The organism is Halorubellus sp. JP-L1, from assembly GCF_011440375.1.
Lineage (GTDB): Archaea > Halobacteriota > Halobacteria > Halobacteriales > Natrialbaceae > Halorubellus.
On the sequence record NZ_JAAOIR010000001.1, the window covers coordinates 1,592,369 to 1,609,896 of the forward strand.

The window sequence follows — 17,528 nt, forward strand, 5'->3', positions numbered from 1 at the left end:
ACTACTACTCCTCCTGGAGCTGGCGTACCGTCAGCACGGGCCTGTCGCACGTCCGCACCACGCGCTCGGCGACGCTCCCCACCAGGAACCGGTTCTCGCCGTGCCGGCCGCGGGTACCGGTCGCGACGAGGTCCGCGTCGACCTCGCGCGCGTACCCCGTGATCTCCGCCGCCGGCCGGCCCTCGCGGACCGCCGTCGTGACGTCGTCCGCCGACGCGAGCGCTTCGACCGTCGACAGCGCGTCCTCGCCGTCCGCTTCGAGCGCGTCCCGGAGTTCGTCCCGCACCGACTCGGGCGAGGACTCCACCTCGGAGGCGTCGACGACGTACAGCGCGTACACGGCCGCATCGAACCGATCGGCGAGATCCAGCGCCACGTGGACCGCTCGCTGCACGCTCTCGGAACCGTCCGTCGCGACGACGACCGAATCGAACATACGCGATGGAAGGACCGGCCGCGGCTTAAACCCACCCGACGCCACGCCGACCCAGTTCGGCGAACGCACGAGGCTTTTTGGTGTCCCGCACCGCACTCCCGGCCATGAGTACGCCCGCGCCAGACGAGGCGCTGTCCGTCGACACCGTCCTCGTCCCCGTCGACGGCAGCGACGAGTCCATCGACGCCGTCGAGTACGCCGTCGCCATCGCAGAGGAGTACGAAGCCAGCGTGTACGCGGTGTACGTCGTCGGCCAGGACGTCGTCCGCGCCGTCGAGGACGGCGCCGTCGACGCCGAGGAGGTGTCCTCGAACAGCACGTCGTTCATGGAGGACGTCGAACCCATCGCCGAAGCACACGGCGTCGCGCTCAATCACTCGACCGCGTACGGGTTCTCGACCACGCGGAAGACCCAGCATCCCGGCAGCGTCGTCCTCGACACCGCCGACGAGGTGGACGCGGACTTCCTCGTCGTCCCTCGCGAACCGATGAGCGAGAGCGGCGACGTCCTCGCGAAAGCCGCCGAGTACGTCCTCCTCTACGCCAGCCAGCCGCTCCTCTCCGTCTGAACGACACCGCGCCATCTGAACGCTACGGAACCGCCGGCCTGAAGGCCCCCGGACGCTTGCTCTGTCAGTTACCCCTCGGGCGAGAGCCGCAGGCTCATCTCGAGTTCGAAGCTCTCGGAGCCGCACGTCTCGAACCCGATGTCGCGGTACAGCGACACGGCGGCGGTGTTCCAGCGTTCGACCGTGAGCCACACGCGGTCGACGCCCACCTGCTCACCGTGGCCGAGGAGCGTCACGAGCAACTCGCGGCCGATGCCGGCGCGCTGGTACTCCTGGAGGACGAAGATCGCGAGCTCGAACGCGTGCTCGCCGGGCTCCCCGTGGGCCTCGTCGGGAACGAGCGTCGCGTGCCCGGCGACGTCGTCGCCGTGGAACGCGGCGACGTTGATACCGTCGTCGAAGATGGCGTCCAACCAGTCGTACACGCGCTCCTCGCCCGCCGGCGGGATGCCCTGCGCGCGGTCCGCCGGGTCGAACGCGACGTACATCTCCGCGACCGCGTCCATGGCGGTCTCGTCCACCGCTTCGAGTCGGATCTCGCGGTCCTCGCGGTCCGCGAACGTCCGCGGCGGCGTCGGGAACCCGCTCGCGGGCTCCTCGGGATACGTGCGATTCCGCGTCATCTGACGAGACGCACCGTCGTCGTTGCGTTCAGGAGGACGAACTCGGTGACGGGACCGAGGCGGATCTTCCCCATCGGGCTCTCCGTGCCGCCGCCGATCGCGAGTTCGTCGAATCCCTCGCGTTCGGCGATGTCGACGAGCGTACTCCCGGCGTGCCCGCCGAGGACCCGCACCTCGACGTCGAGGCCGTGCTCGGCGGCGACCGCTCGCGCTCGCTCCGCGACCGACTCCTGGGAGCGCTCCATGTCGTCCTTCTCGATGACCGCGATGGTGAGGTCGTCGCCGGCGTCCGCCGCACGCTCGACCGTCTTCTCGAGCGCGCGCATGGACTCCTCGCTGCCCGCGACACCCAGCAGTACCTTCATGCTCGCATCCACCGGCGGCGACGGCAAAGTGGTTTCGCCACGCTACGCCTCCGCGACCACAGGCACCCCGTCCGTTCGCGCACCATGCCGACGGCAGGTTAACGCGTGAACCAACCTGGAAGAAACCGGCAGCAATTGACGCATCTCTGGACGGTCGCACGGCCGACCGCCGGTCCACGATCGCCCGTCTCACGGCCTACGGTCGTTCGACCGTCGGGAGGTCTACGACCTCCCCGTCTCGCGGCTCCGCCGCTCGACTACGGTCGAGGAAGTTCCACTTCCTCGCCGTCCGCATACACGGTCGGATCCCGGATGACGCCGTCGGAGTGGATGGGCGCGTCCGTGTCGCCGCCGATGCCGGCGTTGTCCCCGATGGCGATGTGGACAGTGCCCGCGGCCTTCTCGTCGAGGAGCACGGACCCGACGAGCTCGGTCACCGCGACGTTCGTCCCGATGCCGAGTTCGGCGAGGTTGTACACGGCGTCGCCTGCCTCCGCGGCGAGGTCTGCGAACTGCTCGCGGATTTGGGCGTCGGCGATGTCCGTCACTCGTCCGTCCTCGACCTCGAACGCGAGCGTCTGGTCGTCGTCGAGGCGCTCGTACGGCATCATCGTCCCGTCGACGACGAACCGGCCGTTCGCGGTCTCGGGCGCGACGAACACCTCGCCCGCGGGGAGGTTCGAGAAGTCGCCGTCGTCGTGCACCATCCCGGTGTCCGACCGCCACTCGCGCTCGCCTGCCTCGAACGTGATGTCCGTCCCGAGGTCGGTCGTCACGCGGACCTCGTCGGCGTCCGCGACCTGGTCGAGGACGGCCTCGCAGTGCGCGGCGATCTGCGCGTAGTCCGCGTCCAGCCCGGTGACGAACACGTCCTCGGTGATCCCGGGGAGGGTCGCGCCGCGAGCGCCCGCCTCGGTCGCCGCGGAGCGCGCTCGCGTGTGACTCAGGCTCTTCGACGTCGGCGCGAGGAACACGTCAGCCGCTTCCATCGCCGCCGCGACCGCCGCCGGCGGTTCCTCGCCGTGGTTGTCGCCCGGCGGGTACTGGAGGACGGTCGCGTCGTCCGTCGCCTCGAGCGCTGCGTCGTACAGCGCCTCGCCGATGGGACGTCGGTCGTCGTCGGTCACCACGACGACGCTCTCGCCGTCGCCGACGTTCAGGCACTGCTCGATCGCGGTCCGCGCTGGCGCAGCCAGTTCGCTCATGGTCGCCACTGCGGACGGCGACCGATTAGGTGTTGTCGTCTCGGGCCCACCAGCGTCCACGGCCCGACCCCGCCAGCGTCTGCGAACGCTAACTCGTCGGCGAGTGAGGATTCAGCGTGTGTGACGGCGACTCTCGGAACTATTACGGGCGTGGCTGGCGGAGTCTCGCGCATGATACAGGTCGCGGTCAACGGCTACGGCACCATCGGCAAGCGCGTCGCGGACGCCGTCCGCGCACAGCCCGACATGGAGGTCGTCGGCGTCGCGAAGACGCGCCCGAACTTCGAGGCGGAGACGGCCGTCGAGAAGGGCTACCCGCTGTACGCCGCCATCGAGGACCGCATCGAGCTGTTCGACGACGCCGGCATCGAGCTCGCCGGGACCGTCGACGAACTCGTCGCCGAAGCCGACGTCGTCGTCGACGCCTGCCCGTCCGGGGTCGGCGCGGACAACGTCTCGATGTACCGCGAGCACGACACGCCCGCGCTCCTCCAGGGCGGCGAGTCCGCCGACGCCGTCGACGTCAGCTTCAACGCGCGCTCGAACTACGACGACGCCCGCGACGCCGACGTGGTCCGCGTCGTCTCCTGCAACACCACCGGCCTCAGCCGCCTCGTCGCTCCCCTCGAGGAGGCCTACGGCGTCGAGAAGGTGCGCGCGACGCTCGTCCGTCGCGGCGGCGACCCCGCCCAGACCGACCGCGGCCCCATCAACGACATCCTCCCGGATCCCGTCTCGCTCCCGAGCCACCACGGACCGGACGTGAACACGATCTTCCCGGACCTCGACATCGACACGCTCGGCCTCAAGGTCCCCGCGACGCTCATGCACATGCACTCGATCAACGTCACGCTCGCGGACCGCCCGAGCGCCGACGCCGTCCGCGACCTCCTCGAGGACGAATCGCGGACGTTCGTCATCCCCGAACACATGGACATCGACGGAGCGGGCGCGATCAAGGAGTACGCGCAGGACGTCGGCCGGCCGCGCGCTGACGTCTGGGAGAACTGCATCTGGGGCGAATCCATCACGATGGAAGGCGACGACCTGTACCTCTTCCAGGCCATCCACCAGGAGTCCGACGTCGTCCCCGAGAACGTCGACGCCATCCGCGCCGTCCTCGGCACCGACGACCAGCGCGACAGCATCGAACGCACGAACGCCGCAATGGGCATGGGCATCTAACTAGCCGCAGTCTGCCGGTCTCCTCCTGGCTTGCGCCAGCAGGCACGTCGCTGAACAGCCTCCGAGCGGAACCTCCTGACGCCATGTCACTGGCAGATACCTCTCAGGAGATCGGGACGCTGAACGACGACCAGCGCGAGTGCATCGAGAACTGCTTCGAGGCGACCGAGGTGTGCGAGTGGTGCGCCGACGAGTGCCTCGGCGACCCCGACATGGAGGAGTGCGCGCGCCTCTGCCGGGACGTCGTCGACATCGCGTCGCTGCACGCGCGCCTCATGGCCCGGAGCTCGGACTACAGCGGGTCGCTCGCGGAGACGTGCGCGGAGGTCTGCGAGGCCTGCGCCGAGGAGTGCAGCCAGCACGACGCCGACCACTGCCAGGTCTGCGCGGACGTCCTCACCGAGTGCGCCGAGAGCTGCCGGCAGATGGCGAGCTGAGGGCTCAGTCGCCATTCGTTGTGTATCGACCTCGCTGACCGATTCCGTTCGACCGTCCGAGCAGGAGACCCATGCCACCAGACGACGACGCCGAGACCGTCGAGTCGATCGAGACACGCCTCGAGGACCTCGGCCGGTACTCGCGGTTCTCCAGGCTCGGACTCGGCGTCATCGTCGCCGCGTTCGCCGCCGCGGTCGTCGTCCACTTGCCGCGGAACGTCGACTCGACCGCGGCCGCCCTCGACGCCGTCCTCATGCCGACGATCTTCGTCGGCATGGGACTGCTCCTGTTCGCCATCGGGATGCACCTCCACCTCATGCATCTGAACCTGGTCAGGCAACTGCGGGCGGACGGCGGATCCATGGACGACTCGCATGCGGACGACGACGACCGATGATCGACCATCGACGGTGGCCGCATCGCGCCGTCGACCGGCGTCGACGCCCGACGCCGGCAGGTACTTCGACAACCATCACCACGGACAGAAGGCTTTTGAGTACCCTTCCGTTACAGGTAGCCATGCGGCGTGACGACAACGACGAGCCGTTCGACGACTTCTTCAGAGAGATAGAGCGGATGATGAACGACATGATGGGGGACGGCTCGGACGTACACTTCGACGGTGGGGACGCCGGGTTCGGGTCCGACACGCACGTCGACGTCCACGAGACCGACGACGAAGTCCGCGTCGTCGGCGACCTCCCGGGCGTCGAGAAGGACGACATCACACTCGAGTGCGACGGCGAGACGCTCACCATCAGCGCGCACACCGACCACCGACAGTACGACGAACGCGTCACGCTGCCGGCGAGCGTCGACGAGCACTCGGCGACCGCGACGTACAACAACGGCGTCCTCGAGGTCGTCTTCGAGTACGCCGACTCCTCGGCCGGCATCGACCTCCAGTAACGCGCCGTCGCGTTCTCTGGCTTCGCGCCTCGACAGTCCGTACTCAGGACTCGGCCGTTCGTTCGACGAGCGCCGCCAGTCGGTCGTAGAAGCCGTCCTCGTACTTCGTCGCCGCGTCGACGGTCGGTCGCGCGTTCGTCTCGTTGACGACGACGCGGTCGTCGGCGACGAGGAGGTCGACGCCGAGGAACCCGATGTCGAGGACGTCCGCGACGCGTTCGGCGAGCCGCCGCAGGTCGGGGTCGAGGTCGACGCCGGTCGCGGTCGCACCGCGGTGGACGTTGTGCTTCCAGCGACCGCGAGCGCGTTCGTCGTCGGCGAGCGAGCGTTCGACCGCGCCGACGTACTCGCCGTCGACGACCATCGCGCGGTAGTCGGTCGCGTCCGGGACGTACTCCTGGACGAGGAAGGACTTGTCGCCGGTCGCGCGGTAGTCGTGGACGAGCTCGAGGTAGTCGGTGACGCCCAGGAACGAGTCGGCGTCGTCGAGTTTCGCGACGCCGACGCCGCGCGTCGTCGAGTTCGGTTTCACGACGACCGGCGGATCGAACCGGTCGTAGGCGTCGACGAGCGCGGCTTCGTCGACGGGGTTGGAGACGAAGACCGAGTCGGGGACGGGGACGCCTTCGCGGGCGAGCGTCGCGAGCACCGCGGCCTTGTTCCGCGAGGTCAGGACCGCGTCGCGGCCGTTCACCCACGGCACGGCCAGGAGCGCGTCGGCGACGCCACCCTCCATCATCCGGCCGGGATAGACGAATCCGGCGTCGAACGCGTCGAGGTCGCCGTCGACGCCCGCGAAGCCGTCGCCGCCGGTGACGTCCACGGTGCGTTCCCTGACTGGGACGTGCGCGACCTCGATGCCGCGTTCAGCCAGCGGATCGCGGATGCGCTCGAAGGTCTCCTCACGGTTCGCGACGGCCACCCGGAGCATACCCACGAGTCGGGAGTGCCGGTACAAAAACCCGCGGACGCACGAACGACCACCCGCGAACGGACGGGTGGCTCGGTCGACGCTCCTCTCCGGCGAAGTTGCGCGGAGCTATCAGTACTGGATAGAACGCGTCAGAATGGTGTCGCGCGTCCTCAGGAGACGAGGAGTTCCTCGCCGCGTTCGACGTCGATGCGACACGGCGGACTGATCTTGTTGTACGCGCGTCGGAACGCCTCCTTGCCGGCGGTGGCCTGGTCGACGTCGCAGTACAGCGTGAACAATCGCTCGCCGTCACCGATGCGCGCGGCGGTGCCGACGACCTTCCCGAACGCCTGGCGCATCCCGTCGGAGACGCGGTCCGCGCCCGCACCCGTCGCCTGCTTGTTCTCCCGGATCACGTGGTGCGGGAACTTCCGCAGGATCATCTTGTAGTTGCCCTCGCCGAGCTCCTTGATGAGGTGCCGGTTCGCCGAGAGGCGCGCGGCCTCGAGGCTGCCGTGACGGATCTGGAGCTCCTCGTCGACGCGCAGACTGATCTGGACGGGATAGTCCTCGGGGTCGCTCTGCGCGTCGCCCATCTTGTGCTGTGCGATCTTCGACCCAGGGATGCCCGTGATGTACTCGCGCCGCGTGTACGGCGGCTTCGAGATCTCCCGGTACATCGACGCCGGTTTCTCACTCATGGTTATTACGGGAACGTGCGCCGAGCGCGCAGTTAAGGGCTTCGAAGCGGGCTGGCGCCGCGGCGGAGCGACGCGACCGTTTCGCCGTCACTACTGGGAACCCGTAGCTTGGTGTGAATCCCGTGGTTCGGTGTGAACCCGTGGCTCAGTGCAGAGTGAGAGCGTACAACAGGGCGCCAGCGCTGCCGGCCGGTTCGTGGTCCGACGGCGGTGGCGGGCGTCGTCGGCGACTGGTCGTCGCGGTCGATCTCGTCTGGTTCGGTCGGTCGTGTCCGGACGGGTCAGGCTGCGACGGTGTAGGTGCCGTCGTCGAGCGAGACGTGACCCGCGCCAGTGAGGCTGTTGAGGACGCTGAAGAGGTCGATCTTCCGCATGTCGAGACAGCTCTGGAGGTCTTCGACGGTCGCGTCTTCGGTGACGTCGAGGTACAGGTAGACGAGCTTCGCGCGGGGCGAAGTGATGTCTTCGGGGAGGGTTTCGGGCTTGGCGAGGTGCGTGGACTGTTGCATGCTCATGACGACTGGAACGACGGTAGAATACAATATAAGTCTATGCCCAAGGTGATGGAAATGCCTAGAATGGCATTATATGAATAGATACACCATTGCACACGAGAGAGCGTGTGCTGTACATTCACACCGGACGGCGTCGGGGTGACGGCGTGGCGTCGATGCGCCGGGTCGACGAGTTCGTCGCGAATCCCCAGTCTCGGCGTGAGCGGGTCGTTACGCACCAGGGACGGCATGGCGACGAGTCGCGACGTCGTGGTGACGGAATGCATCTGGCGTCGTTGCTCGGTGTGGAAAACGCGTGATAGCGGCCGTGCAGCCACTCACGACCGCCTAAGCATGAGTTGCGCGTGCTCACAGAGACGGCGTGGAACGCCGCCCCGACGATACCGACGCGGCGTATTGCCGCAGTATTCTGTTTCGACCATTAGTGCATAAATATACCGGCTAGAACAACATCTATAGCGAAGAGCGAGTAAATCATGGTGCTTTACGTATTTGACCCAGTATTAGTAGACAGTTGGAGAGTTTTCTCTCGGCGCGTTGGGTGGATTCGGACGAACGGGCGGCTGTGGGCGTGGTGAGGTGCCCGGTCCGACCCGGAGTCGTAGCGCAATCCGACGGGGTGCCATCGGTCTCGTGGCCATCTTCCCGGATCGGTCGGGGCAGACTGGTCGAGGCGGATTGGTCGGTCCGCCCGACGACCGATGGGTTCTCGTCGGGTGCGCTCGTCCGCTGTCGTATGGCGGAGGAGGACGGCGAATCCGGCGAGTTCGAGACCGCGCGCTCCGAGCGAGCGGCGATGTACCCGATGACGGGGTACGCGCTCGTGCGCATCGACTACGAGGAGCCGCCGGGGGAGGCGCTGACGAAGGTCGCGCACTACGGACGACTGGAGGCCGTCGAGGTACCGTCGGCGGGACCGATGACGGAGTACGTCGTGTACGACGCCGATGGGAACGCATACGACCGGGACGCCATCTCCGAAGCGTCCGCGAAGCGATAGCTCACCCCTTCGTTTCCAGTGGAATACGAGAGACTAGGCAGAGAATAGAAACGAAATAGAGGTATAATATTTCGTATACTTTCTCGAGTGGAGGGCGGCGATCGATTGCGCGGACTCGACCGTCCGCCGCAATCGCACTTGAATGCGACGTTCCAGAGCGGAGACAGTCTCGGTGCGGCGACCACCAGAACCTCTTTCGGGCCGCCGCGTGCATCTGACGGTATGTCACCTGACGTGTCCGACCTGTCGCTGGAGAAGCGCGTCGTCCTCCTGGGGCTCGCATCGCTCGAAGCCGAGGACGGGACGCCAGCGCACGCACCACGAGTCCGTCGCTCGTGCAGCGAGCGCGTGGCACCGCACTCGGAAGCGGTCGTCGGGACGCTCGACGAAGCCACGGTCGCACGCGCACTCAACGAACTCGACGCCAGCGGGCACGTCGACCGCGTGACACCGGATACGACGTCTGCGGTCGGCAAAGGCCGCCCTGAGTTCGCACTCGCCGCACCGACAGACGCGGCCCTCTCCGCGCTCGGCGATGACGATGCACTCGCGGACGCAGTCGACGCAGTCCGGGACGCGACGTAGGCGCTCCGTCGCTCGCAGCGGGACCGTCAGGACGCGAGGCCGATCGCGAGGGCGGGGTGTAATGCGTCGGCGCCGTCGGATGGCGCGAGACGACCGCGTCACGCGTGCGTCGACCCCTGCATGGACGGCTGCGGACGCCATTCGTGCCCGACGTCGCGCATCAGGAGCGCGTTGTCGAACGTCACCGCCGACGCGGGCAGTTCGTCCTCGAAGTAGCTCGCGTGCACGTCCTCGACCGACAGCGGCGTGACGCGCCACTCGTCGGTCGCCAACTCGACGCCCTCCAGGCGGTCGCCGTTCGGGGACGGACAGTACCCGACGCTCCCGCACTCGTGGTACGCCGACGCCGCACCGACTGACTCGAAGACGCTGTCTGCCGGGAGCGCGTCCGCGACCTGCCCGCGAACGCCCATGCTGACGTCGTGGCGGTCGTTCCGCATCCGCACCTCGTAGCGGCCATCGCCCTCCGCGACGTCGAAGTCGGCGTGATAGTGCCGGCCGAACGCTCGCGACCCGACGAGGCTGTTCAGGCGCGAGGACGTGTCGCGACGCGGCACGAACACGCCAGCGCGCGTCCCGCCGTCCTCGTCCCACGTCACGCCGATCCGGTGCGCGGCGTTCTCCGAGGTCACGCCACAGACCGCCGGCAACCCCCGCGGTCGCATCCCTCGCAGACGGATGCAGCAGATGCCGCCGATGGCGTACGACCCCGACGGCGTCTCGACCGTCCGCGGCCGGAACTGCGCGGGAAGGAGCTCCGAGAGCGCGCCGGGATCGATGCGGAAGTTCACGAGCACCCGACGGTCGATGACGCCCCGGATCGGCGGAACCAGGCTCATGCCGCCCAGAACGACGACCGGCGACACGAATCTTTCGCCGCTCGAGCCGTCGCCGAGAACGCCGGCATCTCGGGCATCTCGTCGTCGCGGCCGACGAGCGCGATGCGTGCCAAGGTTCGAGAGGCGAACGCGACCGACGAACACGGTCCCACGTCGAAGGAGAGATCCCGGTCGACGTCAGCGCGCCCGACGACCGACCGAGGCGAGGGGGGTCGTCAGAACGACGAGAGGCCGCGCTTGAACTTCTGGACGATGTTCTTCTGCTGGAGGTAGCTCGCGGCCGCGAGCAACGTCGGCGCCCACAGCCCGACGAAGATCCCGCCCTCGCGGTCGCCCTTCACGTAGAACTTGTACCACGCGTACAGCACCGACCCGACGGCCATCGTCGCGACCGGATCGCCCGCCGTCATCGGGACGCTGTCCATCATCCGCTCGGCTTCCTCTTTGGCTTCGGACTTCGACTCTTGGTTCTGGAACACGGACATTGCATCCCAACCTGAGGAGTCACCACGGTTCGCTACTCTGCCGTCACGCGCAAGGCGACGCCGCCGACGCGAGCGCGAACTCGCCCACCGCAGGACGGCCGAGAGTGACCACACGTCACAGCCCGCCCTAGGGCCGCATGTACGCGTACCCCTCGTTCTCGAGTCGCGTCACCTCGACTGCGCCCTCCGGCACCGTCTCCACGCCATCGACGAGGTCCGCCGGCGTCAGGTCCTTCGTCTCGAGCGTGTTCTCGCAGGCCGCGAACGACACGTCGTCCGCCAGCAGTTCTCGGACGTTCTCCGCGTGCTCGCCCTCGCTCGTCACCGCGTCGATACCGCCCGCTTGCGCGACCACCGCCACGTCGTCGATGCTCTCCGACTCGTCCTCGAGGAGGTTCCGCGCGATGGCGAGCGCCGTTTCGTGCTCCGATTCGTCGCCGGACACCAAGTGTACGAGTGACTGCATGCGTCGACGATATCGCCCGCGAGACGGGAACCCGTGCTGCTTGCAGGACTATCCTCGCCGACACCGTTCGGCTCCCCTCGACCACCCACTACCCGGTCGGTCGTCCACCACAGTGCCACGGCTGCAGCTGCAGGCAGCACGGTCTTTCGGTGCGACCTCGCCACGTCACCCCTTCCCTTCCTCCCTCCGCGCGCGGTCGGCACGACCGTACCTACGCCGAGCCGCCGACGCGCTCCACGACCGCCACGGCGGAGCGGTCCACGCCCACCACCGCCAGACACGCGACGAACGCGGTCGTCCCGAGCTTCCCGCCCAGCCCGACGAACGCGGGCGCGACGACGACGAACACGAGCCCGCAGAGCGCCCCAGTCAGTCCGACCCGGACCGCACCCGCCAGTCGCTCGCGCGTCGACATCCCGACGAACGACGCGCAGAACGCGACCGCCGCCAGCCGCCCGCCACCGTCCGCGACGACCACCGGCAGCACCACGCCCGCCACCACGCCGACCAGCGCCGACCCGACGACCGCGCCGAGCCCGTACCGGACGCTCAACGCAGCCGTGACCACCGCAGCCACCGCCCCGACCGGAACCAGTCCCACGGCAGCCCCCCACCGAACGCCACCCGCCGCCCCGGACCCGACGCCCAGCGCCAGCCCCGTCGTCGCGCACCCGAACAGCGCCAGCGTCCCGAGCTTCCCACCGAATCCCGCGAACGACCCCTCCGCCGCGACGAACGCCACCCCCGCGACCACGCCCGCAGCGACCACGCCCCCGACCGACGGAAACACCGCCGGCGACGCCATCCCCACGAACGACCCGCAGTACGCCGCCGTATCGACGCCCGACACGAACACGCCGGCAACGAGCCCGACCACCGCAGACGCCACCACCGGCCCGAAGCCAGCGTGCACACTCAACACGTACGTCGCACCCGCCGCCACCGATGCCGCGAGCACGTCCACCACGTCCCCACCCTCGACGCCCAACCTCCTCTCGACGCCCAACCCACTCACGCCACCCTCGACCGCCACCCCACCCATCCCACCGACCATCCGCCGCCACTCGACGCCAGCCGCCACACCACCGACGACGAGCACCCACCCACTCACCCCCACGCTCGCCACCGAGACGACCGCCGGCTCGACGACCGCACGCCCGAGCAATGCCACTGCCGTCCCAACCAACGCAACGAACCCACACCCACGAACGAACCACTGCACGACCCACCATCGACAGATCGCACCCGAAAACGTTCCGGAACGCGACAGCCATCCAATCCCGCACTCCACGACCACACCACCGGCACCGCCACCGCTTGGTTCGCGAGCGCGACGAACCACGTCCTACGACGATCCTCGTTCCGACAACAGCACCCAGACCCCGTGTCAGCCCCAGCTTCGAACCACAAACAAAGGTACCCGCTTCCCCGCCCACGACCCCGAACAGCCAGATCGCCGACGGATGGACCGTCGGGTTTCACCGACGACTCGCAACGCTCATCGTCTCGTTCACAGCAGCAATGCCGCCTCCCGGATTTGAACCGGAACCAGACGTGCTCGCTTCGCTGCGCGCGACTGGTAGGATTCAAATCCGCTCGGCGTCGTTTCTTCGACCGTTCGCTCCGCTCACGGTCTCAGAATATGCCGCCTCCCGGATTTGAACCGGGGACAGCTCGATCTTCAGTCGAGTGCTCTCCCAGTCTGAGCTAAGGCGGCTCGCAGGCTTACGTCGGCGGGTTTGCTGTAAAAGGATTTCGAATCGGTGGCAGTCGGTGGGCGGGCTCGGAGTCGGCGGCGGTGGCGAGTCAGGCCGTCCAGATGGCGGACTCGGTCGCGCCGAACGGGGCGACGGGGTCGAGCGTGGCGTCGCCGAAGTCGTCGGGTGCGAACGCGCGGCGATGGTGGCGAACGGTGTGAAGATGGTCGGCCGAGCGAACGGGCGAGCGAGTGGCGCACGCCATCTGGAGAGCCCGTCCGGTCGTGGTTCGGGCTCGGGATGAAGAATGCGTCGCGTTCGATGACCGTAGGTGACTGCTACGGCGCGCTCGCGGCGTTCCGGTGGGATGGGTTGACGGGAGGTTAGAGCGGGCCGGCGTGCGTGACCTCGTCGAGGGTTCGACCGGCGAAGTCGACGGTGCCGGTGTCGGTCTTGGGGTAGCCGTGGTCGACGTAGAACTGGCGCGCGCGGTCGTTGTCGGCGAGCACCGGGATACGGAGGTGTTCGAACCCGCGGTCGCGGAGCCGGTCCGCGACGCGCTCGAGGAGGCGATGCCCGACGCGTTCGCCCCAGTGGTCGGGGTGGACGTAGCACGTGTACAGCGTCGCGGGCGTCTCCAGATTTGCGTCGTCGCCAGCACTGTCGCCGTTCGCGCCGTCGTCGCCGTCGCTGGCCGCGTCGTCTTGATCGTCGTCGTGGTCGGTCGGCGTTGGGCCGCCGGAGGCGTAGCCGACGACGCCGTCGGCGTCGTGGTCGGCGACGAGGAGCGTGGAGGCGTCCCGGAGGACGCGGTTCTCGACGCCGTCGGTGCCGTACCACTCGTCGAGCTGGGCGTCGAGCGCGTCGGCGTCCAGGTACTCGCCGTACGCGGCGTGGTAGGCGGCGCGGGCGACGCGCTGGATGCCGGCGACGTCGTCGAACGTCGCCGGCCGGATCGTCACGGCCGGATGCATGATCGAAACGACGACCGTCGGCGTGAAAAGCGGTTCCCCGGCGTGGGAGGGGTCGCGCACGATGCCGGGCGCTGAGTGACGACCCTGTTGAAGTTCGGCGGCGAGAGGGTCGAAACGGCGGCGAGAGAGGGTCGAGAAGTGGGCACGGACGGAGTCGAACCGTCGGCCTCTTCCTTGTAAGGGAAGCGTCATGACCAACTAGACCACGTGCCCGCAGTCGACGAGAGCGGACCCGTGGTCCTAACGCTTTCGCTCTCTTCCCAAGCGCTTTCTCCGTGGAGGGCGTCGGGTCGAACGGACTCGTGGATCGAGAACGATGGTGGCAGCTGGCCGTCCTCGGCGTGATCGTGGTGCTCGTCGCACTGGTGTTGTTCCAGTCGGGAGCGTTCGCGGTGCCGTGGGCGACGGACCGCGACGCGGGCGCGGTAACGGTATCGGACGCAGAGTCGGGGGCGTCGACGTGCGTCGCGGTCGAGGTCGCGGACACGCGCCCGGAGCGGTTCACGGGATTGAGCGAGCACGACTCGCTCGCGAACGGGAGCGGGATGTGGTTCGTGCACGATAGCGAGGAGAACGTGACGTACGTGATGCGCGAGATGAGTTTCCCGATCGACATCGTGTTCGTGAGTGCGGACGGGCGCGTGACGTCGGTGGCGTCGCTCCGAGCGCCCGAGGCGGGCGAGGACGGCGAGTCGATCCGGGCGTCGGGGCGCGCGAAGTGGGTGCTCGAGGTCCCCCGTGGCTACGCGGCCGCGAACGGCATCGACGAGGGCGACCGCGTCGACGTGACGTACGGAACGACCGAGTGCACCGCGTAACTGTCCGAACGACCGAGTGCACCGCGTGACTGACGGACGGCCGACCGCTCGACGGAACGGTCGGCGACGCGGCCCTGACGGGAACACCGGCCAGATGTGTTAACGAACCTCACGGCCGCTTTTTGTACTGTGGTTCGGATTCCGGTGCGTGCTCGTCGAATCGTGACGATAAGCCGTCCACGACCCCCGCAGTTGTTTCGAAACGTAATAAGTCATAAGCGTTCGTAGACACAGATACGAAGCAATGGAACTCGACGACGCCGACGACGACCCGTTCGAAGAACAACGAGAGCAAGCCGAGAACCCGATGAAGCGGCTGTTCCTCGAGTACGGTGCCGAGAACAGGCTCGCGTTCGTCGTCGGGCTCTTCTCCAGCGTGGTCGCGCGCCTCCTCGACCTCATGCCGCCGGTCATCCTCGCGATGGCGCTCGACACGACGTTCAACCCCGACGGCGACCAGGCGTTCTCGATCTGGCTCGTCCCCGACGCGTGGCTGCCGACGGAGCCAGGCGCGCAGCTCACGCTCTCCGCGGGCATCATCGCGGTCGCGTTCCTCGGTGGTGCGGGCTTCCACTGGACGCGCAACTGGGGGTGGAACAGCTTCGCGCAGCACATCCAGCACGAGGTGCGGACGGACACGTACGACAAGATGCAGCGGTTGAACATGGACTTCTTCGCGGACAAGCAGACCGGGGAGATGATGTCCATCCTCAGCAACGACGTGAACCGCCTGGAGCGGTTCCTGAACGACGGAATGAACTCCGCGTTCCGGCTGAGCGTGATGGTGCTCGGTATCGCCGCCATCCTCTTCTACTACAACTGGCAGCTGGCGTTCGTCACGCTCGTCGTCGTCCCCCTCATCGGATTCACGACGTACAAGTTCGTGAACATCATCCAGCCGAAGTACGCCGACGTGCGGTCGTCGGTCGGCGCGCTGAACTCGCGCCTAGAGAACAACCTCGGCGGCGTCCAGGTCATCAAGACGTACAACACGGAGAACTTCGAGTCCGACCGCGTCGACGACGTCTCGCAGGACTACTACGACGCGAACTGGGACGCGATCAACACCCGGATCAAGTTCTTCCCTGCGCTCCGCGTGCTCGCGGGCGTCGGGTTCGTCGTGACGTTCTTCGTCGGCGGCGTCTGGGTGTTCGACACGCTCTCCGGGAACGCGGGGCCGTGGTTCTTCACGGGGACGCTCTCGCCGGGGGAGTTCGTCGCGTTCATCCTCCTCAGCCAGCGGTTCATCTGGCCGATGGCGCAGTTCGGGCAGATCATCAACATGTACCAGCGCGCTCGAGCGTCCAGCGAACGCATCTTCGGGTTGATGGACGAGCCCTCGCAGATCGCGGAGGACCCGGACGCCGACGACCTCGTGGTCGACGACGGCGAGGTCGTGTACGACGACGTCTCGTTCGGGTACGACGAGGAGACCATCGTCGAGGACATCAGTTTCGAGGTCGACGGCGGCGACACGCTCGCGCTCGTCGGCCCGACCGGCGCCGGCAAGTCAACGGTCCTCAAGCTCCTGCTGCGGATGTACGACGTCGACGAGGGTGCGATCGAGATCGACCACCAGGACCTGCGCGACGTCTCCATCCCGAGTCTCCGCCAGCACATCGGGTACGTGAGCCAGGACACGTTCCTGTTCTACGGGACCGTGGCGGAGAACATCACGTACGGGTCGTTCGACGCGGACCGCGAGGACGTCGTGGAGGCGGCGAAGATGGCGGAAGCGCACGAGTTCATCCAGAAGCTCCCCGAGGGCTACGACACGGAGGTCGGCGAGCGCGGCGTGAAGCTCTCGGGCGGGCAACGCCAGCGCATCTCCATCGCGCGCGCCATCCTGAAGGACCCGAGCCTGCTCGTCCTCGACGAGGCCACGAGCGACGTGGACACGGAGACGGAGATGCTCATCCAGCGCTCCATCGACGACCTCGCCGAGGACCGCACGACGTTCGCGATCGCGCACCGCCTGTCGACGATCAAGGACGCCGACCAGATCGTCGTCCTCGAGGACGGCCGCATCGTCGAACGCGGCACGCACGACGACCTCATCTCGAACGACGGCCTCTACGCGCACCTCTGGGGCGTCCAGGCCGGCGAGATCGACGAACTGCCCGAGGAGTTCGTCGAACGCGCGAAGAACCGCGAGAACCGGATCGAAGTCGAACAGGACGATTGAACTGACTTATTAGCATACGGCGGCCGCCAGGCCGCCGTTTCCTGTTGTCCGCTTTGACTCACTGGCATACGGCGGTCGCCAGGCCGCCGTGTCTTCGCGCTCTCCGACTGAGTAGCATACGCCGGCCGCTCGACCGGCGTTTCATCTCGCTGAATCAGGAACGTACGCCGGCCTCTCGGCCGGCGTTTCTCCTCGTTCTACCTGATTCGCAGTGTGCGGTGACTGCCTGGATGAGTGTGGTTAGCGCCAGTCGTCGAGGTCGACGACGGCGTTGGCGTCGATGGTGAGCCAGTTGGTGACGAGGTCGGTGGCGTGGGCGCGGGCGGGGGCGGGGCAGATGGTGCAGCGGCGGCCGTCGATGGTGTCCTCGTGGAGTGTGACGAGTCCGGGGTCGTCGGTCGTCGAGTCGGTGGTGGATGCGTGGGCGTCGTCGTGCTCGAGTTCGGTGCTGGGGTCGGCGTTCGGGTTGGATGCGGGCATGGGCTCTGGTCTCGGTCGAACGTTGGCCGCGTACTGGCGTATAAAAGTGCGGTCGTTCTCGACTGGCTGGAGCGCGTCGTCTGAGCGTGGATGAGGCGGGTGTGGCGACGAAGCGACGGTTCGAGGTGGAGTGGTGTGCG

Annotated in this window: 22 protein-coding genes and 2 tRNA genes; 9 read left to right on the top strand and 15 right to left on the bottom strand. The window is 67.7% G+C overall.

Annotated elements, in window-relative coordinates; translation table 11 throughout:
• Nucleotides 1-4: 4 nt before the first annotated feature.
• Nucleotides 5-436, bottom strand: a complete 432-nt coding sequence (locus G9C85_RS08060) for a universal stress protein (protein WP_166038656.1) — start codon at nt 434-436, stop codon at nt 5-7.
• A 104-nt stretch (nt 437-540) separates the two neighbouring features.
• Between G9C85_RS08060 and G9C85_RS08065 the strand changes: the two genes are divergently transcribed.
• Nucleotides 541-1,005, top strand: coding sequence for a universal stress protein (locus G9C85_RS08065; RefSeq protein WP_166038658.1), 465 nt, complete (start codon nt 541-543; stop codon nt 1,003-1,005).
• A 68-nt stretch (nt 1,006-1,073) separates the two neighbouring features.
• Here G9C85_RS08065 and G9C85_RS08070 read toward each other — a convergent pair whose 3' ends face one another.
• The 3 genes from G9C85_RS08070 to G9C85_RS08080 form a co-directional block, all read right to left on the bottom strand.
• Nucleotides 1,074-1,628, bottom strand: a complete 555-nt coding sequence (locus tag G9C85_RS08070; protein ID WP_166038660.1) for a GNAT family N-acetyltransferase — start codon at nt 1,626-1,628, stop codon at nt 1,074-1,076.
• Nucleotides 1,625-1,993 (bottom strand): universal stress protein, encoded by a 369-nt coding sequence (locus G9C85_RS08075; protein WP_166038662.1) that lies wholly within the window; start codon nt 1,991-1,993, stop codon nt 1,625-1,627. Before G9C85_RS08075 ends, G9C85_RS08070 begins: the two co-directional genes overlap by 4 nt.
• Before the next feature lie 257 nt (nt 1,994-2,250).
• A complete protein-coding gene (locus G9C85_RS08080) occupies nt 2,251-3,198 on the bottom strand; it encodes an aminopeptidase (protein WP_166038664.1) in 948 nt (315 codons plus the stop codon).
• A 171-nt stretch (nt 3,199-3,369) separates the two neighbouring features.
• On the opposite strand from G9C85_RS08080, the gene G9C85_RS08085 reads away from it, so the two are divergent.
• The 4 genes from G9C85_RS08085 (at nt 3,370) to G9C85_RS08100 (ending at nt 5,730) form a co-directional block, all read left to right on the top strand.
• Nucleotides 3,370-4,383: a type II glyceraldehyde-3-phosphate dehydrogenase gene (locus G9C85_RS08085; protein ID WP_166038666.1), complete on the top strand. Its 1,014-nt coding sequence runs from the start codon at nt 3,370-3,372 to the stop codon at nt 4,381-4,383.
• An 83-nt stretch (nt 4,384-4,466) separates the two neighbouring features.
• Nucleotides 4,467-4,820: a four-helix bundle copper-binding protein gene (locus G9C85_RS08090; protein ID WP_166038668.1), complete on the top strand. Its 354-nt coding sequence runs from the start codon at nt 4,467-4,469 to the stop codon at nt 4,818-4,820.
• A 71-nt stretch (nt 4,821-4,891) separates the two neighbouring features.
• Nucleotides 4,892-5,218, top strand: a complete 327-nt coding sequence (locus tag G9C85_RS08095; protein ID WP_166038670.1) for a hypothetical protein — start codon at nt 4,892-4,894, stop codon at nt 5,216-5,218.
• Between the two features lie 122 nt (nt 5,219-5,340).
• Nucleotides 5,341-5,730, top strand: a complete 390-nt coding sequence (locus tag G9C85_RS08100; protein WP_166038673.1) for an Hsp20/alpha crystallin family protein — start codon at nt 5,341-5,343, stop codon at nt 5,728-5,730.
• Nucleotides 5,731-5,773: 43 nt separating this feature from the next.
• Here G9C85_RS08100 and G9C85_RS08105 read toward each other — a convergent pair whose 3' ends face one another.
• The 3 genes from G9C85_RS08105 to G9C85_RS08115 all read right to left on the bottom strand — a co-directional run bounded on the left by G9C85_RS08105 (nt 5,774) and on the right by G9C85_RS08115 (nt 7,859).
• Nucleotides 5,774-6,661: a RimK family alpha-L-glutamate ligase gene (locus tag G9C85_RS08105; protein ID WP_166038675.1), complete on the bottom strand. Its 888-nt coding sequence runs from the start codon at nt 6,659-6,661 to the stop codon at nt 5,774-5,776.
• A gap of 152 nt (nt 6,662-6,813) precedes the next feature.
• Nucleotides 6,814-7,344, bottom strand: a complete 531-nt coding sequence (locus tag G9C85_RS08110) for a 50S ribosomal protein L16 (RefSeq protein ID WP_166036452.1) — start codon at nt 7,342-7,344, stop codon at nt 6,814-6,816.
• Nucleotides 7,345-7,625: 281 nt separating this feature from the next.
• Complete coding sequence (locus tag G9C85_RS08115; protein ID WP_193570612.1) at nt 7,626-7,859, bottom strand: MarR family transcriptional regulator; 234 nt, start codon at nt 7,857-7,859, stop codon at nt 7,626-7,628.
• Nucleotides 7,860-8,595: 736 nt separating this feature from the next.
• On the opposite strand from G9C85_RS08115, the gene G9C85_RS08120 reads away from it, so the two are divergent.
• Together G9C85_RS08120 and G9C85_RS08125 are read left to right on the top strand one after the other, a co-directional pair.
• Nucleotides 8,596-8,859 (top strand): hypothetical protein, encoded by a 264-nt coding sequence (locus tag G9C85_RS08120; protein ID WP_166038677.1) that lies wholly within the window; start codon nt 8,596-8,598, stop codon nt 8,857-8,859.
• Nucleotides 8,860-9,081: 222 nt separating this feature from the next.
• Nucleotides 9,082-9,444, top strand: a complete 363-nt coding sequence (locus tag G9C85_RS08125; protein WP_166038680.1) for a hypothetical protein — start codon at nt 9,082-9,084, stop codon at nt 9,442-9,444.
• A 98-nt stretch (nt 9,445-9,542) separates the two neighbouring features.
• Here G9C85_RS08125 and G9C85_RS08130 read toward each other — a convergent pair whose 3' ends face one another.
• The 7 genes from G9C85_RS08130 to G9C85_RS08160 all read right to left on the bottom strand — a co-directional run bounded on the left by G9C85_RS08130 (nt 9,543) and on the right by G9C85_RS08160 (nt 14,118).
• Entirely contained in the window at nt 9,543-10,283 is a 741-nt protein-coding gene (locus tag G9C85_RS08130; RefSeq protein ID WP_166038682.1) for a DUF2071 domain-containing protein, read from the bottom strand.
• Between the two features lie 215 nt (nt 10,284-10,498).
• Entirely contained in the window at nt 10,499-10,768 is a 270-nt protein-coding gene (locus tag G9C85_RS08135) for a hypothetical protein (protein ID WP_240148789.1), read from the bottom strand.
• A gap of 127 nt (nt 10,769-10,895) precedes the next feature.
• A complete protein-coding gene (locus tag G9C85_RS08140) occupies nt 10,896-11,234 on the bottom strand; it encodes a DsrE family protein (protein ID WP_166038684.1) in 339 nt (112 codons plus the stop codon).
• 211 nt (nt 11,235-11,445) lie between these two features.
• Complete coding sequence (locus G9C85_RS08145) at nt 11,446-12,456, bottom strand: hypothetical protein (protein WP_166038686.1); 1,011 nt, start codon at nt 12,454-12,456, stop codon at nt 11,446-11,448.
• Between the two features lie 421 nt (nt 12,457-12,877).
• A tRNA-Phe gene (locus G9C85_RS08150) sits at nt 12,878-12,951 on the bottom strand.
• Nucleotides 12,952-13,314: 363 nt separating this feature from the next.
• Nucleotides 13,315-13,905: a GNAT family N-acetyltransferase gene (locus G9C85_RS08155; RefSeq protein WP_166038687.1), complete on the bottom strand. Its 591-nt coding sequence runs from the start codon at nt 13,903-13,905 to the stop codon at nt 13,315-13,317.
• A gap of 139 nt (nt 13,906-14,044) precedes the next feature.
• A tRNA-Val gene (locus G9C85_RS08160) sits at nt 14,045-14,118 on the bottom strand.
• Between the two features lie 89 nt (nt 14,119-14,207).
• Between G9C85_RS08160 and G9C85_RS18840 the strand changes: the two genes are divergently transcribed.
• Both G9C85_RS18840 and G9C85_RS08170 read left to right on the top strand, forming a co-directional pair.
• Nucleotides 14,208-14,723, top strand: coding sequence for a DUF192 domain-containing protein (locus G9C85_RS18840; RefSeq protein WP_166038689.1), 516 nt, complete (start codon nt 14,208-14,210; stop codon nt 14,721-14,723).
• A gap of 244 nt (nt 14,724-14,967) precedes the next feature.
• Complete coding sequence (locus G9C85_RS08170; RefSeq protein ID WP_166038691.1) at nt 14,968-16,908, top strand: ABC transporter ATP-binding protein; 1,941 nt, start codon at nt 14,968-14,970, stop codon at nt 16,906-16,908.
• Between the two features lie 240 nt (nt 16,909-17,148).
• On the opposite strand, the gene G9C85_RS08175 is transcribed toward G9C85_RS08170, so the two are convergent.
• On the bottom strand, nt 17,149-17,388 hold the full coding sequence (locus G9C85_RS08175; RefSeq protein WP_166038693.1) for a hypothetical protein: 240 nt from the start codon (nt 17,386-17,388) through the stop codon (nt 17,149-17,151).
• Nucleotides 17,389-17,528 lie beyond the last annotated feature (140 nt).

Coding starts and splice junctions, on each gene's coding strand:
- G9C85_RS08105 (WP_166038675.1), bottom strand. CDS start 6,661: ATGCTCCGGGTGGCCGTCGCGAACCGTGAGGAGACCTTCGAGCGCATC.
- G9C85_RS08070 (WP_166038660.1), bottom strand. CDS start 1,628: ATGACGCGGAATCGCACGTATCCCGAGGAGCCCGCGAGCGGGTTCCCG.
- G9C85_RS08100 (WP_166038673.1), top strand. CDS start 5,341: ATGCGGCGTGACGACAACGACGAGCCGTTCGACGACTTCTTCAGAGAG.
- G9C85_RS08130 (WP_166038682.1), bottom strand. CDS start 10,283: ATGAGCCTGGTTCCGCCGATCCGGGGCGTCATCGACCGTCGGGTGCTC.
- G9C85_RS08095 (WP_166038670.1), top strand. CDS start 4,892: ATGCCACCAGACGACGACGCCGAGACCGTCGAGTCGATCGAGACACGC.
- G9C85_RS08090 (WP_166038668.1), top strand. CDS start 4,467: ATGTCACTGGCAGATACCTCTCAGGAGATCGGGACGCTGAACGACGAC.
- G9C85_RS08115 (WP_193570612.1), bottom strand. CDS start 7,859: ATGAGCATGCAACAGTCCACGCACCTCGCCAAGCCCGAAACCCTCCCC.
- G9C85_RS08125 (WP_166038680.1), top strand. CDS start 9,082: ATGTCACCTGACGTGTCCGACCTGTCGCTGGAGAAGCGCGTCGTCCTC.
- G9C85_RS08075 (WP_166038662.1), bottom strand. CDS start 1,993: ATGAAGGTACTGCTGGGTGTCGCGGGCAGCGAGGAGTCCATGCGCGCG.
- G9C85_RS08135 (WP_240148789.1), bottom strand. CDS start 10,768: ATGTCCGTGTTCCAGAACCAAGAGTCGAAGTCCGAAGCCAAAGAGGAA.
- G9C85_RS08110 (WP_166036452.1), bottom strand. CDS start 7,344: ATGAGTGAGAAACCGGCGTCGATGTACCGGGAGATCTCGAAGCCGCCG.
- G9C85_RS08170 (WP_166038691.1), top strand. CDS start 14,968: ATGGAACTCGACGACGCCGACGACGACCCGTTCGAAGAACAACGAGAG.
- G9C85_RS08085 (WP_166038666.1), top strand. CDS start 3,370: ATGATACAGGTCGCGGTCAACGGCTACGGCACCATCGGCAAGCGCGTC.
- G9C85_RS08120 (WP_166038677.1), top strand. CDS start 8,596: ATGGCGGAGGAGGACGGCGAATCCGGCGAGTTCGAGACCGCGCGCTCC.
- G9C85_RS08155 (WP_166038687.1), bottom strand. CDS start 13,905: ATGCATCCGGCCGTGACGATCCGGCCGGCGACGTTCGACGACGTCGCC.
- G9C85_RS08140 (WP_166038684.1), bottom strand. CDS start 11,234: ATGCAGTCACTCGTACACTTGGTGTCCGGCGACGAATCGGAGCACGAA.
- G9C85_RS08060 (WP_166038656.1), bottom strand. CDS start 436: ATGTTCGATTCGGTCGTCGTCGCGACGGACGGTTCCGAGAGCGTGCAG.
- G9C85_RS08175 (WP_166038693.1), bottom strand. CDS start 17,388: ATGCCCGCATCCAACCCGAACGCCGACCCCAGCACCGAACTCGAGCAC.
- G9C85_RS08080 (WP_166038664.1), bottom strand. CDS start 3,198: ATGAGCGAACTGGCTGCGCCAGCGCGGACCGCGATCGAGCAGTGCCTG.
- G9C85_RS08065 (WP_166038658.1), top strand. CDS start 541: ATGAGTACGCCCGCGCCAGACGAGGCGCTGTCCGTCGACACCGTCCTC.